Annotated in this window: 19 protein-coding genes; 6 read left to right on the forward strand and 13 right to left on the reverse strand. The window is 70.9% G+C overall.

Annotated elements, in window-relative coordinates:
- Positions 1–5: 5 nt before the first annotated feature.
- From EAS64_RS13995 to EAS64_RS44755, 4 genes are all read right to left on the reverse strand, one after another.
- Positions 6–860 carry an MHYT domain-containing protein gene (locus EAS64_RS13995; protein ID WP_145853318.1) on the reverse strand — a complete coding sequence of 285 codons (855 nt, stop codon included), beginning with the start codon at positions 858–860 and terminating at the stop codon, positions 6–8.
- Positions 861–1044: 184 nt separating this feature from the next.
- A complete protein-coding gene (locus tag EAS64_RS14000) occupies positions 1045–1500 on the reverse strand; it encodes a nitroreductase/quinone reductase family protein (protein WP_145853319.1) in 456 nt (151 codons plus the stop codon).
- 234 nt (positions 1501–1734) lie between these two features.
- Positions 1735–1941, reverse strand: a complete 207-nt coding sequence (locus EAS64_RS47440) for an alpha/beta fold hydrolase (protein WP_222849293.1) — start codon at positions 1939–1941, stop codon at positions 1735–1737.
- A 277-nt stretch (positions 1942–2218) separates the two neighbouring features.
- Complete coding sequence (locus tag EAS64_RS44755) at positions 2219–2599, reverse strand: alpha/beta fold hydrolase (protein ID WP_222849294.1); 381 nt, start codon at positions 2597–2599, stop codon at positions 2219–2221.
- A 51-nt stretch (positions 2600–2650) separates the two neighbouring features.
- Here EAS64_RS44755 and EAS64_RS14010 point away from each other — a divergent pair, with 51 nt between their 5' ends.
- The 3 genes from EAS64_RS14010 to EAS64_RS14020 are packed head-to-tail and all read left to right on the forward strand — an operon-like array spanning position 2651 to position 4618.
- A complete protein-coding gene (locus EAS64_RS14010; RefSeq protein WP_187365906.1) occupies positions 2651–3334 on the forward strand; it encodes an RNA-guided endonuclease TnpB family protein in 684 nt (227 codons plus the stop codon).
- A gap of 52 nt (positions 3335–3386) precedes the next feature.
- On the forward strand, positions 3387–4187 hold the full coding sequence (locus EAS64_RS14015) for an LLM class flavin-dependent oxidoreductase (RefSeq protein ID WP_145853321.1): 801 nt from the start codon (positions 3387–3389) through the stop codon (positions 4185–4187).
- Positions 4184–4618 carry a nucleoside deaminase gene (locus EAS64_RS14020; protein ID WP_145853322.1) on the forward strand — a complete coding sequence of 145 codons (435 nt, stop codon included), beginning with the start codon at positions 4184–4186 and terminating at the stop codon, positions 4616–4618. Before EAS64_RS14015 ends, EAS64_RS14020 begins: the two co-directional genes overlap by 4 nt.
- Here EAS64_RS14020 and EAS64_RS14025 read toward each other — a convergent pair.
- The gene (locus EAS64_RS14025; protein ID WP_145853323.1) at positions 4603–5637 is read right to left on the reverse strand and encodes an EamA family transporter; all 1035 of its coding nucleotides are present in this window, start codon (positions 5635–5637) and stop codon (positions 4603–4605) included. The genes EAS64_RS14020 and EAS64_RS14025 overlap by 16 nt on opposite strands.
- Before the next feature lie 86 nt (positions 5638–5723).
- Between EAS64_RS14025 and EAS64_RS14030 the strand changes: the two genes are divergently transcribed.
- On the forward strand, positions 5724–6677 hold the full coding sequence (locus EAS64_RS14030; RefSeq protein WP_439333596.1) for a helix-turn-helix domain-containing protein: 954 nt from the start codon (positions 5724–5726) through the stop codon (positions 6675–6677).
- Positions 6678–6720: 43 nt separating this feature from the next.
- On the opposite strand, the gene EAS64_RS14035 is transcribed toward EAS64_RS14030, so the two are convergent.
- The 7 genes from EAS64_RS14035 to EAS64_RS14065 form a co-directional block, all read right to left on the reverse strand.
- Positions 6721–8082, reverse strand: a complete 1362-nt coding sequence (locus EAS64_RS14035) for a hypothetical protein (RefSeq protein WP_145853325.1) — start codon at positions 8080–8082, stop codon at positions 6721–6723.
- A gap of 128 nt (positions 8083–8210) precedes the next feature.
- Positions 8211–9482, reverse strand: coding sequence for a cytochrome P450 (locus EAS64_RS14040; RefSeq protein WP_145853326.1), 1272 nt, complete (start codon positions 9480–9482; stop codon positions 8211–8213).
- Between the two features lies 1 nt (position 9483).
- On the reverse strand, positions 9484–9684 hold the full coding sequence (locus tag EAS64_RS14045) for a ferredoxin (RefSeq protein ID WP_145853327.1): 201 nt from the start codon (positions 9682–9684) through the stop codon (positions 9484–9486).
- Positions 9681–10298, reverse strand: coding sequence for a TetR/AcrR family transcriptional regulator (locus EAS64_RS14050; RefSeq protein ID WP_145853328.1), 618 nt, complete (start codon positions 10296–10298; stop codon positions 9681–9683). The genes EAS64_RS14045 and EAS64_RS14050 overlap by 4 nt, the downstream gene beginning before the upstream one ends.
- Positions 10299–10371: 73 nt before the next feature.
- A complete protein-coding gene (locus EAS64_RS14055) occupies positions 10372–10755 on the reverse strand; it encodes a hypothetical protein (RefSeq protein ID WP_145853589.1) in 384 nt (127 codons plus the stop codon).
- Positions 10756–10927: 172 nt separating this feature from the next.
- On the reverse strand, positions 10928–11293 hold the full coding sequence (locus EAS64_RS14060) for a hypothetical protein (RefSeq protein WP_187365907.1): 366 nt from the start codon (positions 11291–11293) through the stop codon (positions 10928–10930).
- Positions 11294–11306: 13 nt separating this feature from the next.
- Positions 11307–12212, reverse strand: coding sequence for an MFS transporter (locus EAS64_RS14065; RefSeq protein WP_145853329.1), 906 nt, complete (start codon positions 12210–12212; stop codon positions 11307–11309).
- 139 nt (positions 12213–12351) lie between these two features.
- On the opposite strand from EAS64_RS14065, the gene EAS64_RS14070 reads away from it, so the two are divergent.
- On the forward strand, positions 12352–13680 hold the full coding sequence (locus EAS64_RS14070) for a C1 family peptidase (RefSeq protein WP_145853330.1): 1329 nt from the start codon (positions 12352–12354) through the stop codon (positions 13678–13680).
- Positions 13680–14288 carry a M50 family metallopeptidase gene (locus tag EAS64_RS14075; RefSeq protein WP_145853331.1) on the forward strand — a complete coding sequence of 203 codons (609 nt, stop codon included), beginning with the start codon at positions 13680–13682 and terminating at the stop codon, positions 14286–14288. Before EAS64_RS14070 ends, EAS64_RS14075 begins: the two co-directional genes overlap by 1 nt.
- Here EAS64_RS14075 and EAS64_RS14080 read toward each other — a convergent pair.
- Complete coding sequence (locus EAS64_RS14080) at positions 14274–15185, reverse strand: LysR family transcriptional regulator (RefSeq protein WP_145853332.1); 912 nt, start codon at positions 15183–15185, stop codon at positions 14274–14276. The two genes, EAS64_RS14075 and EAS64_RS14080, sit on opposite strands and share 15 nt — an antisense overlap.
- Positions 15186–15237: the final 52 nt, after the last annotated feature.

Raw genomic sequence — 15237 nt, forward strand, 5'->3', positions numbered from 1 at the left:
CGTGATCACAGGAGATGCGTGCCAGGGGGCGCGGCCGAGTGGCGGCTGCGGCCGGCCGCGGAGGTCTGCCAGGCATGTCCCTGGCGGTGGCGGGCCAGCAGGTCGTTGAGGGCGGCCTCGGCGCGGATCTGTTCCTCTGTCCGTCCCAGCGCGACGCTAATGATGAGGATGAAGGTCAAGATGCTGATCACCAGGATCAGCGGCAGCACGAACTCCGGCGCGGTGACCCCGCCGAGCATGCCCGCGGCGCCAGGCATGGCGGTAAAGCGCATTGCCGCCATCGCCATGTAATGCATCCCGCTGATAGCGGCGCCCATCGCCACCGAGGCGACCACCGCCGGCCTGATGCCGCGCTGCCGCAGCGCGGCCCACAGCGACAGGGTCGCGGCGGCCACCGCGATAAGGACGGACAGCAAGACGCCCCACGCGTTGTAGTGGATGGTGTCCGGCATCCGCATGGCCGCCATCCCGACAAAATCCATGCTGAACAGCACGCCCCCGCCGATGACGATCCCGCCGGACAGCAGGCGCAGGAACCCTGCGCGGCCAGACCCGGCGATCACCAGCGCGGCGAAAACCACCGCCACCGCGACCAGCCCGGAAAGCAGGCTCATCGGCACGTCGTAGCGGATCGCCTGCCCTGGGGCGCTGAAGCCGAGCAGGGCGATATTGTGCATGACCCAGATCCCGGTCGCGCCAATCGAGGCGGCAGCGAGCAACAGCCATCCCGCGCGCGCGATCCCGGCGCAGGCCCTGGCCCGGCCGGCGCAGCGCAGCCCGAGAAACGAGCCGACGCATGACATCGCGAAGGCCAGCCCGGGCGTCAGCAGACCGTATGAGAATTCATTCGCGTGCACCATGCTGGCCCCCTGGTAGACAGAACCGGCTGGAAAGGCTGGTTCTGTCTACCAGCCGCCCGCCCTGCCCTCGCCTGACTCCGTGGTGTCGTCCGGCGATCGTAAGATCGCCGGCGCGCCGAGGTCCCATAATCGCCTGGCCAGGGGCGCCGCGAACGGCCCTGCCGAGATGACGAACGGGCGAGAGTCATGCTTGCCGGGGCGTGAGGATGACGATCGGGAGTGCATGCGGGGTGCGCTGCTGGAATCGTTCCCAGGCAGGGTGATAGCGGGCGGCCTGGGCCCATAGCCGCTCGCGCTCACCATCGCCTGGCTCGCGGGCACGCACCTTGATCTTCTCCGGCCCCACCTGGATCTCGGCCTCGGGGAAGGCGCGGAGGTTGTGGACCCATCCCGGGTTACGCGCGCCCCCGCCGTTGCTGCCGACGACGACAAAGCTCCCGTCGCAGAGCATGTATGTCAGCCCTGAGGTCCGCCTCGTGCCGCTCTTGGCCCCGACGTGGTGCAGCAACAGCATCGACGGACGACCCGGGACGTGATGGCCGACCCGGCCCCCGGTCGCCCGGTACAATGCCTCGTGAGCGCGCCTCAGGCGGCTCCGCGACGACCCGCTCCGGCCAGGCTGGCCTAGGCGCTCGGTCATGTCTCCCTGCCCGGCAGCTTCCGCTATCACCTTCTCGCGAGATTAGCCCAGGACCGCCTCGTCGGCATAGGGCCGGCGAGGCCGACCGGACCGACGGTCCCGTCCGCAGGCGTCAGCACCGGGCCCGCCGGCGAAGCGGATCCGGGCGACGCGGATGCGGCGGCCGAGTCTGATGCCCGCCCAGGCTGTGCAGCCGGCGGCACGGCCTAACCGGCAACGGCCACACGATTGGGGTCACGCCCGGACGCGGGCGGCGAGCCATTCCAGTGCCTGCGGCGCGCTGTCGAGCACAGTGATGTGACCCGCGTCAGGGACGGCATGCAACTCGGCTGCCGGGCAGCGGGCGGCGAGCCATTCACCGTGCGCGTACGGGACCATCTTGTCGCTTGTCCCGTGCATGACCAGCACCGGAACGCGGATGGCGCCCGGCCGGAAACCCATGGCCGGGCGCCGGCTACGGTGTCCTCCGCGAGTCCCTCGCTGCCTTGCTCCATGGCCTGGCCGGCCACGCCTGCCAGCCACGACCAGCTGCCGTCGAGGGCAGCGATGTCGGCCTCGGTGAAGAAGGCGTCCATGTCCTCGGGCTCGGCCCCGGCCCAGTGCGCCTCGAGCGCGGCGCGCCCGTCCGCCGCCGCCCGGTTCTCCGCCGCGATGCCCGGCGACCAGCCCGCGAACCACTCCAGTCCGTCTGCGTCGAACGGCGCAGGCGCGGACACGCTCACCGCGGCAATGACGCGCTCAGGCAGCAGCGCGGCGCAGGCCAGCGCGTGCGGCCCGCCGCCGGATGGCCGAGCACGGCGAACCGGCCGATGCCCAGCGCGTCCGCGACCGCGGCCACGTCCGCGGCCGCCGATGCGACAGTCCGGCCGTCGCGCGGACTCGAGCCGCCGTAACCGGGCCGGTCGTAAGAGACCCAGCGCAGGCCGTTCGCTTCGGCGGCCGCGAACAGCGGTTCAGGCGGCGAGCCGATGTTGGGCGAGCCGTGCAGCCAGAACACCGCGACCGGCGAGCCCGGGCTACTGGCGCTCCCGTCCGCACGGGTGTCGTAGGCGTGCAGGGTCCGGCCGTCGGCCAGCCGGATCTCCGTCTCGGTGACCATGCCCGCCAGCCTACGGTGGGCCCCCGACAAAAGGCAGCGCAGCGCTGGCACGTGTCGTTCACCGTCGAGGTCGACCGGGCCGTCCCGGAATCGCATGCCCGCCCCGGGACCGCGATCGGGATCGACCTGGGGGCTGCGCAGGTGCGGCGGGCCGCCCGCGCGCACGCCCGCACGAAGCCGGGGTCGGCGGGCCGCCGCAAGGCGGCCGCCCGGCTGGCCCGCCTGCACGCCCGGGTCGCGAACCTGCGCGCGGACGCGCTGCACAAGGCCACCAGCATGCTGGCCGGGCGGTACGAGACGATCGTCGCCGAGGACCTGAACGTGGCCGGGATGACCCGCAACCGCCGCCTCGCCCGCGCCATATCCGATCAGGGGTTCGGGACCGCCCGGCGGATACTCGGCTACAAGACCGCCTGGCACGACGGGACGCTCGTCACCGCCGACCGGTGGTACCCGTCCACGAAGAAATGCTCGGCCTGCGGCACGGTGAAAGCCAAGCTGGGCCTGTCCGAGCGGACCTACCGGTGCGGCGGGTGCGGCCTGGTCCTTGACCGGGACGTGAACGCCGCCCGGAACCTGCTGCACCTCGCCGCCAGTGGGGCGGAGAGGCGAAACGCCGGGGGAGGGACGGTAAGACCGCGCCCCGCGCGGCACGACCCGCCGAACCCGGAACCCGGCACCCCCCTCGGGGGCAAGACCGGGACCGCCGCCCGGCAACCGGCGGCTGCGGCATGAGCGCCCCTGAGCACTCAACCGCAACGGGTCTGCCGCGCTATAGCCTCGGGTCATGCACCTCGGCGTCAACGTTCCGAACTACGGGCCTGGGACCGATCCAGGCGTGCTGCGCGAGTGGGGGCGGGTCGTGGAGGGGCTCGGCTTCGACCTCCTCATGGTCTCCGACCACGTAGTGGTGACCCCCGACGTGGCGGTGTGGTACCCCGAACCGTTCTTCGAGCCGTTCACCACACTGTCCTGGCTGGCCGGCATCACCACCCGAGTCCGGCTCGGCACCACGGTGGTCGTGCTGCCGTACCGGCATCCACTGCTAGTGGCGCGGATGGCACGCAATCTCGACGAGCTCAGCGGCGGCCGCCTGGTGCTCGGGGTGGGCGCCGGCGGGGCGCGGCAGGAGTTCCAGGCGCTCGGCGTTCCGTTCGCTGCTCGCGGCAGGCTGACCGACGAGTACCTGGCCACCCTGCTCGAGGCGTGGGGCGCGAAGCCGATCCCCCTCTGGGTCGGCGGTAACAGCGCGGCCGCGATCCGCCGGGCCATCGCGTTCGACGCCGCCTGGCATCCGCTGCGGGTCACCCTGTCCTTCTTGCGTGAAGCGGCGGCGGCTAGCGGTGCGCCCAGGCTCGCGCCGCGCATCGCGCTGCGGATGACCGCATCGCCGGACGGCGACGCCGGGCGGCTGGCAGGCACCGGCAGCCTTGAACAGATCCTTGACGATCTCGGCGAGCTGGGGCGTCTCGGCGCCGACACCGTCGTGCTCGATCCCTACCACGGCGATCCGGAAGCGACCCGCCGACCCGACGAGGCATGGCGGGCGCTCACCGCCGTGGCCACCCACTGGAGGACACCATCGTGATAACGCAAGCCGACGAGACCCTGCTGCGCCGCGCGATCGCCATCGCGGCTCAGGCCATCACCGTGGGCGACGCGCCCTACGGCTCCCTGCTTGCCGACGCCTACGGCACCATCCTCATCGAGGCGCACAACACGGTGCGGAGCGACAACGACATCAGCGCCCACCCGGAGCTGAAGCTGGCACGCTGGGCGGCCCGCGAGCTGACCGCCGAGGAGGCGTCGCGGACCACGATGTACACCAGCTGCCAGCCCTGCGAGATGTGCAGTGGCGGCATTGTGCGCTCGGGACTCGGGCGCGTGGTGTACGCCCTCGCCACCGAGCAGCTACTCACGCTCAACCCGGGGTCGCGCTGGCCCGTCGTGACGCCGGAAGGCCCGGCGCTGTTCGAGGAGGCGCGGGTGCCGATCGAGGAGTACTACCGGTCCCGGTGAGGGACGGCCGGCGTGCCCGCGGTTTCGCCCGGGTCCGCCGTGGCGCCGGTGCGGTTGATGAGCAGCATCGCGACCGAGGCGACCACGACCACGCCGCCGACCAGCGTGGCGGGCGTGAGTCGCTCGCCGAGGAACAGCGCGCCGAGGGAGACGGCCACCACCGGGTTGACGTAGGCGTAGGTGGGCACCGCGGCAGTCGGCAGGCGGCGCAGCGCGACCACGTAGCAGGTCAGGGCAAGCAGCGATCCCGGGCCGATCAGGTACAGCAGCCCGAGCAGCGACTGCTCGCTGACGTGCGCGGGATCGACGCGCGTCAGTTCGCCGGTCGCGGCGGCCAGTCCGGTGAGCACGACTCCTCCGGCCAGCATCTCCATCGCGCTGCCGACGAACGGGCTGGCCGGCGACGGCAGCCGGCCCGCCAGTACGGAGCCGACTCCCCAGCTCACGCTCGCCCCGAGCACGACGAGAACCGGGAGTACCGCGCCGGTGCCCGCCGGCCTGGCGAGGATCGCGATCCCGGCCAGGCCGATGACCAGCGCGAGCCAGCCGAGCAGCGGGATCCGCTGCCCGTTGATGACCCGGTCGGCCAGTGCCATCCACAGCGGGACACTGGCGACAAGCAGCGCGGCCAGCCCCGATGGGAGGGTCTGCTCCGCGTACGACACCCCGCCGTTGCCGAACGCGAGCAGCAAGGTGCCCACCACCGCCATCCCGCCCCACTGCGCGAGCCGTGACGGCCCGGCAGGGTGCGACAGCGCGGAGGGGGCCGCCGCCTGCCGCCGACGGCTGCCGAGCAACGCCAGCGGGTAGAGCACCGCACCCGCCGTCAGGTATCTCGCCCCGGCCATCGCGAATGGCGGGATGGACCGGTCCGCCACCCGGATCGCCAGGTAGGTCGAGCCCCAGACCAGCCAGACCACCAGGAGGGAACCCCAGGCGGACAGGCCTGTGCGGGAGGCGCCTGGCGTCTTCGCCAGTTCGCGCGACTCGCTGGTCGCGTCCGAGGTCAGCTGCGTCATGCCTTCAGCCTGTGCCGCAAAGACAAGCCGCGCCAGTGGCAGGAATGACAATCACCGGTACTTTCCTGCCGTACGCTTGAGACATGCTGTCGTCTGTCGCGGTCTTCGCCTACGAGGGCGTCTCAACGTTCGGCCTCGGGGTCACCGCGGAAGTGTTCGGGTGTGACCGCAAGGGCGAAGGACTCCCCCGTTATGACTACTCCGTGGCCGCGGCACAGCCGGGGGTGATCCGCACCGACGTCGGCATGCCGATCCTTGTCGAGTGCGGCCTGGACCGGCTGAGCTCGGCCGACCTGGCCGTCGTCGTGTGCTGGGACGCCATCGACACCAGGCCGTCAGAACCGGTGCTCGACGCACTGCGCGCCGTCGTGGACCGCGGCGGGCGGGTGCTCAGCCAGTGCACCGGGGCCTTCGTGCTCGCCGCCGCCGGGCTGCTCGACGGCCGCCGGGCGACCACCCACTGGAAGTACGCCGCCGAGCTTGCCAGGCGCTACCCACGGGTCCAGGTGGAACCGGGGGTGCTCTACGTCGACGCGGGCCCGGTCATCACCAGCGCGGGGACCGCCGCGGGCATCGACGCCTGCCTGCACGTGATCCGCCTCGAGCACGGCGCCGCGGTGGCCAACGAGATCGCCAGGCACATGGTGGTCGCACCGCACCGCGACGGCGGGCAGGCGCAGTTCGTCCCGGTCCTCGTGGACGACGCCACGGACGGACCCGATCTCGCCGCGCTGCGCGACTGGGCGCTCGGGCACCTGCGCGAGCCGCTCGCCGTCGCCGACTTCGCCCGGCGGGTGCACATGTCGCCGCGCACGTTCGCCCGCTGGTTCGCCGCGCGCGCCGGGACCACGCCCCACCAGTGGCTGACCAGCCAGCGGCTGGTCCTGGCCCAGGAACTGCTCGAGCGGACCGACCACGGGATCGAGCAGATAGCCGCCGACTGCGGGCTGACGCCGATGATGCTCCGCCGTCATTTCACCCGCCGCTGGGGCATCACGCCCCAGGCCTACCGGAACCGCTTCAGCCAGCTGGCCGGCTGAAGCGGTACCAGCCTTCGCGCGCGTTGGCGAACTGGTGCGATCGTCAGATCGCCAGGCGTGCGATCCTTAGCGTCGTGGTCGCGGGCGATGCACCGAGTGCCGCCCGATAGTTGGGAGTGGCGGCAACGTATGCCCAGGCCAGATTGCCCTTGGGCAGCACGGCGATGGTGCCGGAGATGTGGGCGGGAATGGTAATCGCCGGGTCAAGCACCTTGCCCGCGTAGCTGATGACCTCGATGTGAGTACCGCTGAACGTGCCAGTGCAGGTACCCGCCGAGCACTTCGCGGACGAGACAGTCTCCCAGGAGACCAGGAGGCCGGTCCGGCCGTAGGGCGCGACGTGCACGTTGACGTGGTCGGTGCCCGGATTGCTGGTCAGGTAGATGGTGCTGCCGCGCGGCTTCGAGGCGGTGCCCAGAAAGTGGACGGCTACCTGGTGGGTGCTCCAGCGCGGGGTGACAAGCCAGCCGCGACCGCTGGCATCGGCCGGGTTCTTGACCGCCTTGACGGCGCCGCGGGAGGCCCAGGCGACCGCGTACTGCCCGTTGGTGAGCTTAACGAGGTCGCCGGAGTTCTGCGGGAACGTGCCGCCGCAGTAGCCGGCCCAGCACTGCTCACGCTGGATGACGGGGGCGTTGTCGGGTGCGCCGATGCCGGTGGAGACGAAGATGCCTGACCGCCAGTCGTCCCCGCACAGCGAGGGGAAGTCGCCGTTGGGGCCGGCGGTCAGCGCAATGCCCTCGTTGTGGCTGCAGCCCCAGGCCCAGCCGTCGGCCCGGATCTTGCCGGCCGCGCTCAGGTACACGAGCTTGTCGCCGAAATGGCCATCAGCAAAACCGCCGGCACCGTGGATCACAAGGTAGGCGCCGTACTCCTTCCCGTTCCACGCCAGGGCACCGTCAAGGACGGGAGCGGTGTCGTGGCTCGCGGTGCCGGTGAGGCGGGTCTCAAAGGCGCGCTTGCCACCGCGATAGCTGATGAGCGCGGCGGCGGTCTCGTGCCACTTGTTTGAGTCTGGCACCCGGGTGAGAAGCGTGAACCCGTTGTCGAAGGCGACGAGACCGCTCACCTCACTGGTCCCCGGTATGACCGTGTCCGCGCCCCTCCGGGTGAGGCCCGCGGTGAGCGGCGTTGCATGCACGCCGTTCGCGGCGGGCCACGCCGCCCAGGCGGTCCCGTCCGGGGCGGTCGCGAGGTCGACCCGACGCCATTCCGGAAGCTCGTTGTAGCCCTGCTGGAGGTAGCGAAGGCTGGTGGGCAGCTTGATCTTGGTAGCTGTGAGCTGGCTCACGGTGAGGCCGGTGGTGATGGCGCCCACGTCGGCGACCGAGGTCGCTGGCGCGAGGGCGTCCACTCCCCCGCCGACGGCCGAGCAGGACGTCAAGCCCACTGCCAGCGAGACCACAACCGTAATAGTGCGAACCACAAGAAACATGTGCAACCTTCCTTGCGATCTCTCGGAGCGAAGGTTCGCATTCGCATCACACGATCAGAGCGGAATCACCCGGCACGCAGGAAAGTCGTAATAGTGGGTCAGCCGATCCTGATGGGCAGCTTTCGCGGCCCGCGGATCTGGCCGGAGGACCATTTCACCGCGCCGGGGTCGGCGAGAGTGAACGCGGGGATCCGCTCCAGCCACACCTCGAGGGCGATCCTGAGCTCCATCCGCGCCAGGTGCGAGCCGAGGCAGCGGTGAATGCCAAGGCCGAAGGCGGCATGCCGGTTGACCTCGCGGTCGATGACGACCTCAGCCGCGCGGTCGAACTGCGCCGGGTCCCGGTTCGCCGCGGGGAACGACAACAGGATCCAGTCCTCGGCCTTCATGTCGACGCCATGCCAGTTCATGTCCTGCTTGACCAGCCGCGCCATGGTGACCGGGGCGTAGGCCCGAAGGAACTCCTCCATGGCGACCGGCAGCAGCCCGGGCTCCGCGACCAGGCGCTCACGGTCGGACGGGGTCTTCGCCAGGTGCCACAGCGAGGCGCCGATGGCGCTCCAGCTCGTGTCGATGCCGGCGATGAGCAGCAGGGCCATCGCGCCGGTGACCACGTCCGGCGGCAGCTTCTGGCCGTAGAGCTCGGCGTTGATCAGGAAGGTCGTAAGGTCGTCGCGCGGCTCGTCCAGGTGGGCGTGGACCTGTTCGAGCAGGTAGTCGAATATCCGGTTGACCCGCTCCGCTCGGTCGTCCGGGTCCAGATTGATGCCTTCGAGCAGGTCCTCGACGAACACGCGGAACCGCTCACCGTCTTCCGGCGGGAAGCCGAGCATATTGGCGATGACCCGCACCGGGATGTGCTGTGCGTAGTCGGTGGCCGCGTCGACCAGGTCCCGTCCCTCGAACGAGTCGATGAGCGAGTGGCAGAACGCCCTGGTGGCCGCCTCCTGCCTGGCGACCTCCTTCTTGGTGAACGCGGCGAGCAGCAGCTTGCGCGCGTCGTGGTGAAACGGCGGGTCGGAGGAGATGGGCGGCGATCCGCCGACCGGCGCCAGATCGAGGGGCGGCCGGAAGTTGGCCATGATGATCGCCCGGGAAGAGAAATGGTCCGTGTCATAAGCGATCGCCGCGACGTCTTCATAGCGCGTGGGCAGCCACGCGCCGCCGAACCGTTCGGTGTGCGCGATCGGGCAGCGCTGCCGCAGGTCGTCCTGGATCGGGTAGGGATCCGCTGACCACTCGGGCTCAAGGTGGGAGAAGTCGGTCGTCCAGTCGCTGACCGGCCCGGTGATGATCTCGTTCCTCGTGCCGAGTTCCTCCTCGGCCCCTTGCTGCTGTGGCTCCCGGTTAAAGCGCTCGTCGACGGCCATGTCAGCCCTCCTCAACCAGCTCGATCGCCTGCTCGGGGCAGTTGAGCACGGCCAGGTCCGCGTCGTGCTTAGCGTCCTGCGACACCGTGCCATCGCCGAGAACCAGTCCGTAGCCCTCGTCGTCAGCCCCGAACAGGTCGGGTGCGAGGTCATAGCAGCGGCCGTGCCCCTGGCACAGCTCGGGATTGATCTGCACTTTCACTGCGCTGTTCCTGTCTGTGCGCTAACGGATGGCGGGGCGAGGCCGGCGGCCACCCGTGCGAGCAGGGTGGCCCACTCCTCTTCGGTGACCGCGTGGAGATCGGGTGTGATGAGCGCGCTGCCCATGGACAGCAGCAGGCAGAAGTGGGCCAGTGCGTCCGGCGACAGCGACGGGTCGAGTTCTCCGTCGGCCTGGCCCGTGCGGACCAGGTCGGCGAGCTGGTCGGCGCGTTCGCCCACGTAGTCGCGCATCGGCCGTGCCACGTCCTCGTCGCGGCGCGCGGCGGTCAGGGCCTCGACAATGAGGTAACCGCGGGCGTCACGACGGCGGCGAAGGCGGCGGCCGATGAACAGCAGCACGTCGGTGACCGGCCGGCCGGGGTCGGCGGCCAGTACCTCGGCGAGCAGCTGCCTGCCGTGGGTGCGCAGGGCGGCGACGAGCAGTTCGGCCTTCGAGCCGAAGTGCGCGTACAGCGCGCCGCCGCTCACGTCCGCCGCCGCGGCGATGTCCGCGACCCGCGTGCCGTCGTAGCCACGCCTGGCGAAGACGTCCACGGCCGCGAGCAGCAGCCGCTCGCGGGTCTCGGCGGCGGTGACGCCCGCAATGCGTCCCATGACCAGAATTAAAGAACTGCTCATTTAATTAGTCAACAGTCATGGAGCTCATAACGGGTTCGTGCGGTGCGGTTTACCGTCCGCGTCGCCTGTTCCGGCCGCCCCTGCTCCAGCGACTGAGCCACAGCAGGCCGAAAACGGGCAGCACGAGCGGAACGAAGCCGTAGCCGCTGCCGTAGCCGGACCACACCGTCGCGTCGGGGAAGGTGGCCTTGTCGGCGAGGCTCCAGGTGCCGACCGCCAGCACGCCGGCGAGTTCCACCGAGCAGGACAGGGCGGCGATGCGGCGAGCCGCCGGGTTGCCGACGGCGAGAGTGACCGTGGCGACGATGTAGAACGCGGCGGCGAAGGCCGACAGCACGTACGCGACCGGCGCGTGGCTGAACTCGGTCGCGATCTGCACAACGGCCCGCGCGGAGGCGGACAGCGCGAACAGCGCGTAGACGGCGACAAGCAGCCGGCCGGGGCCCGACCGCGTCGAGCCCGGCGGCTGTGCCGCGGGTTCAGCCGATGCCGCGGGCCCGGGCGACGCGGCGGGTTCGGGCGACCCGCCGGGTTCGGGAGACGCCGGAGCCTCGGACAGTGCCGCCGCCTCAGGCGACGAGGCGGTCTGCGGGGATGCCGCGGGATCAGACACCGATGACCGCCCAGATCTCATGCAGCCGCACCATCAGCACGGCCGCGACCAGTCCGGCCACGGCGACGACCGCCGGGCCCCACCGTGATCGCTCGAGCGCGCCCCAGAACCCCGCCACCAGCGGGACCAGCGGCATCGCGATCAGGTATCCGATGAGCGTGGGCAGCGAGGCCGGGCGTCCGCCGCCGACCAGTTTGGCCACGATGATACCGACCAGGATGAGGAGCAGGACCTCAAGGACGCCGAGCGCGGCGAGCAGGACACCGCCCATGCGCCGGTTGAGCGCGGTCATCAGCAGCGCGTACCCGGCAAGCGCTAGACCGGCGACGATGATCGTCGTGGGAACGGCATCGTTCACGGACCATATGTTACTACGTTTCGTAGTACCGAGCGCCGGGTCCGGTAGCGGTCGCGATCAGATTCCGTCGGCCTCGAGCGGCAGCTCCGCGAGCGGCAGGGAGCGGCTGCGCGAGGAGGAAGACGGCGAGCGCGACGATCACCAGCGCCTGCGAGGCCATCAGGCCATCGCGCCGCAGGCGGCCCGATATCGCGGACATCACGACCGGCGCGGACGCCGCCACGCCGATCGCGTTCAGCGCGAGAGCGGCGCCTGGCGACCAGGCAGGCAGGCGCAGGACCTGCACGAGGAACACCGGCAGCGCCGTCGGGACCGCGAGCGCGAGGAAGGTGATGCCCACGTTGACCGCCACGAACCCGAGGAAGGCGCGGTCCCTCAGCAGCGGCCGCCAGCTCCCGCCGCCGACCGCTCCCGGTTCCGCGGGCCGCCGCGGAGCCGGACCGGGCCGCAGCCGGGAGGCAAGGCAGGCCGCCAGGACGAACGACGCGCCGTTCGCCACCGCGATGGCGAGGTAGCCGTCCCGTCCCCGGGCGGCCACCGTGGCGCCCGCGATCACCCCGCCCGCGGCCCAGCCCGCCGTCCGCAGCGAGGTGCCAAGCGCGAACCAGTGCTCCCGCTCGCCCTCGCCCGCGACGCTGAAGATCAGCGGAGCATATGCGACCCAGAAGATGGAATTCCCGATCTGGACGAGAACGGCCGCCCCGACGAGGGTCCAGAACCCGTGCGCGAACAGGTAGCCGGCAAAGCCTGCGGCCTGCAGCAACTGCGACCCGACGATGGCGGCACGGGGTCCGAACCGGTCCGACAGCGGTCCCGCGAAGATCGTCGCGGGAATCCGCACCAGCGCGGCGAGCGACAGTCCAAGCCCGATCCTTGTCAGCGGCATGGCGGTGGTGGTCAGCATATCGGCGAATATCATGCGATTTCAGTACAGATGATCACGCTGAAACCGGTCCAATCCGCGTGACCGCGGCGTCTCGCCCCGAGATCAGGCCTGGACAACTCAGCATCGGCATCTAACCTGGAACAGGCCGAGACCATGACGAGAGGATGCTTAGGTGGACGGAACGCTCGCTACCGCTGATCTGGAACGACTGCGCAAGGAATTCTCGGCCAACCCGACGTACAGGCTCGCCCAGAACGCCGTGACCCGGGTGACCATCGACGACGTCGCCATCAACAGGGAGATCGTCAGCAGCATCGACCACTCCATGTCGACGACGCTTGACGACTGGAAGGTGACGAACCAGGAGCGCAGCGGCCGCTGCTGGCTGTTCGCCGGCCTGAACCTGCTGCGCGCCGGCGTGATGCGCAAGACCGGGCTCAAGGACTTCGAGTTCTCGCAGAACTACGCGATGTTCTGGGACAAGCTCGAGCGGGCCAACTACTTCCTCGAGGCGATCATCGAGACCGCGGACCGCGACGCGGACGACCGCACCGTCGCCTTCCTGCTCGAGTCGGTGGCCGGCGACGGCGGCCAGTGGAACATGTTCGCCGCCCTGGTGGCCAAGCACGGCCTGGTCCCCAAGGGCTACATGCCGGAGACGCAGAGCTCGTCGGACACGGGCCGGATGAACTCGGTCCTGCGCTATCAGCTTCGCCAGGGCGCCCGGACCGTCCGCGAGGCGATGGCCGAGGGGCCGGAGTGCGCTCGCGCGGCCAAGGCGGAGATCATGCGGGTCGTCTACCGGGTCCTGTGCATCCACCTGGGCACGCCGCCCGAGCGCTTCGACTGGCAGTGGACGGACAAGGACAAGAAGTTCCACAGGGACGGCGTCCTGACCCCGCAGGAGTTCGCCGCCAAGTACGTGGAACTCCCGGTCAGCGACTACGTCTGCCTGGTCAATGACCCGCGGCCGTCAAGCCCGCTCGGCCGGACCTTCACCGTCGAATACCTCGGCAACGTCATCGGCGGCCCGCCGGTCACCTACCTCAACGTCGCCACGCAGGTCATCAAGGACGTCGCCGTCGCAGCCCTGCAGGGTGGCGAGCCGGTCTGGTTCGGCTGCGACGTCGGCAAGATGATGAGCAACGAGTACGGGTACTGGGACACCGGGCTCTACGACCTGCCGGCGGTCTACGACGCCGCGTTCGACCTCGACAAGGCCGCCCGCCTCACGTTCCACGAGAGCGCGATGACGCACGCGATGCTCTTCACCGGGGTCGACGTGCTCGACGGTGCGCCGCGGCGCTGGCGGGTGGAGAACAGCTGGGGCGCCGATCGCGGCAAGGACGGCTTCTACACGATGAACGACCCCTGGTTCGACCAGTACGTCTTCGAGATCGCCGCCCGCCGGAGCGCCCTTCCCGCCGAACTGCAAGGCGCACTTGACGCCGAGCCGATCGTGCTGCCTGCCTGGGACCCGATGGGCGCCCTGGCCCGGTAGTGACGCCCGGGGAGCAGCGAACGCTCGGCGCGGTACGGGCCGAGCTTGACCGGCTCATTCGGTACGACGACGAGTCCGTCGTGAATGACGCCTGGATCCGGCAGCGCTACCAGGGCGGGTACGCGGAGACGTACGCTCCCGCCCGGAAGGAGGCGGTGGCGACCGCCTGGCATGAGGCCGGGCACGCGGTGGCGGCCCTTGCCGTCGGCGCGCGCTTCAGCTCGGCGTCCATCAGGGCGGGCGGGCGCAGCTCGGGCCGGGTGCACGCGATCACCGGCGACGGCCCGCGGGGGTTCGTGATCGCGGCGGGCGGCCAGGTCGCGGAGGGACTGCACGGGTGGACGCTGCCGTCCTGCGACGCCGAGCTCACCGCGTGGCTCGCGTCCTGGCGTGACGACGGCGGCGACGCGCGCCGGTTCCGGGCGGGGCTGGCCGGAACCGCGTTCGCGGGCGACGACGCGTCCGCCTGGCTGCACTGCGTCGAGCTGCTGACCCCACTGCGGCTGCAGGTCAGGTCGCTGGCACGCGGGCTGCTCGTCTGGCCACGGCACCTGCCCTACACGGTGGCGGCGGAACTGGCCGGGTTCGGCGGCTCAGCCGCCCGGTGAGGATGCGGCGGCCAGCTCGCGGGTGAACGCCATGCGGCAGTGACCGACGAATGCCCGCAGCGCCGGACCTGGCGCGGGCCGCCAGGCCAGGGCCAGGTGCGCGGCCGGGCCGACGCCCTCGATGGGCAGGCTGGCGAGCCGGCTGGCCTGAGCGGCGGCCATCGTCCGCGACAGGACCGCCACGCCCAGGCCGCGCGCGGTGAGGTCGGCGACCGCGGCGGGCGCGCTCGCCTCGAGGGTCACCGCCAGCCGCACGCCCTGGGCGGCGCACGCCTCGTCGAGCGCGGCACGGATGCCGGTCCCCGGCGGCAGGCTGATGAGCTGGTATCCGGCGAGTTCCGGCAGGCTGACCTCGGTCCGTCCGGCAAGCAGCGGATGGCCGGCCGGCGCGGCGGCGGCCAGCCCCTCGCTGACGATGGGCAGCGTCTCCAGGTCCTGCGGCAGGCTGCCCGCCAGGCCCACGAGGGCCAGGTCCGCCGTACCCGACCGCAGCCGCCCGAGCAGCGCGGCGGAGTTGTCCTCGACCAGCGTGACCGCGACACCGGGGTGGGCACGGTGAAATCCGGCGAGGGCGTCGAACAGGCCGGTGATGGTGCACGCGGTGACCATTCCGACGACGAGCCGCCCCGTCACCAGCCCGCTCACCTCGTCGACCGCCTGTCGCAGCGCGCCTGCCGCCGCGAGCGCGGCGCGAGCGTGCGGCAGCGCCGCCGTCCCCGCCTCGGTCAGCCGGGCGGTGCGCGCCGAGCGGTCGATGAGCGTCGCGCCGAGCTCCTGCTCGAGCTGGCGGACCTGGGCGCTGACCCCCGACTGGCTGATGTGCACCCGCTCGGCCGCCCGGGTGAAGTTCGCCTCTTCAGCGACCGCGATGAGGTACTCAAGCTGGCGCAATTCCATGACTGCTGATTATAGTTACTAGAAGAACTATCTGTTGGACTTCTTGAAGTGC

The sequence above is a fragment of the Trebonia kvetii genome (assembly GCF_007827045.1).
Lineage (GTDB): Bacteria > Actinomycetota > Actinomycetes > Streptosporangiales > Streptosporangiaceae > Trebonia > Trebonia kvetii.

What these genes read in the sequence shown, in the direction of transcription:
- EAS64_RS13995 (WP_145853318.1), bottom strand. Translation starts at nt 860, where the DNA reads ATGGTGCACGCGAATGAATTCTCATACGGTCTGCTGACGCCCGGGCTG.
- EAS64_RS14000 (WP_145853319.1), bottom strand. Translation starts at nt 1,500, where the DNA reads ATGACCGAGCGCCTAGGCCAGCCTGGCCGGAGCGGGTCGTCGCGGAGC.
- EAS64_RS47440 (WP_222849293.1), bottom strand. Translation starts at nt 1,941, where the DNA reads ATGGGTTTCCGGCCGGGCGCCATCCGCGTTCCGGTGCTGGTCATGCAC.
- EAS64_RS44755 (WP_222849294.1), bottom strand. Translation starts at nt 2,599, where the DNA reads ATGGTCACCGAGACGGAGATCCGGCTGGCCGACGGCCGGACCCTGCAC.
- EAS64_RS14015 (WP_145853321.1), top strand. Translation starts at nt 3,387, where the DNA reads ATGCACCTCGGCGTCAACGTTCCGAACTACGGGCCTGGGACCGATCCA.
- EAS64_RS14025 (WP_145853323.1), bottom strand. Translation starts at nt 5,637, where the DNA reads ATGACGCAGCTGACCTCGGACGCGACCAGCGAGTCGCGCGAACTGGCG.
- EAS64_RS14040 (WP_145853326.1), bottom strand. Translation starts at nt 9,482, where the DNA reads ATGGCCGTCGACGAGCGCTTTAACCGGGAGCCACAGCAGCAAGGGGCC.
- EAS64_RS14050 (WP_145853328.1), bottom strand. Translation starts at nt 10,298, where the DNA reads ATGGGACGCATTGCGGGCGTCACCGCCGCCGAGACCCGCGAGCGGCTG.
- EAS64_RS14065 (WP_145853329.1), bottom strand. Translation starts at nt 12,212, where the DNA reads ATGATATTCGCCGATATGCTGACCACCACCGCCATGCCGCTGACAAGG.
- EAS64_RS14080 (WP_145853332.1), bottom strand. Translation starts at nt 15,185, where the DNA reads ATGGAATTGCGCCAGCTTGAGTACCTCATCGCGGTCGCTGAAGAGGCG.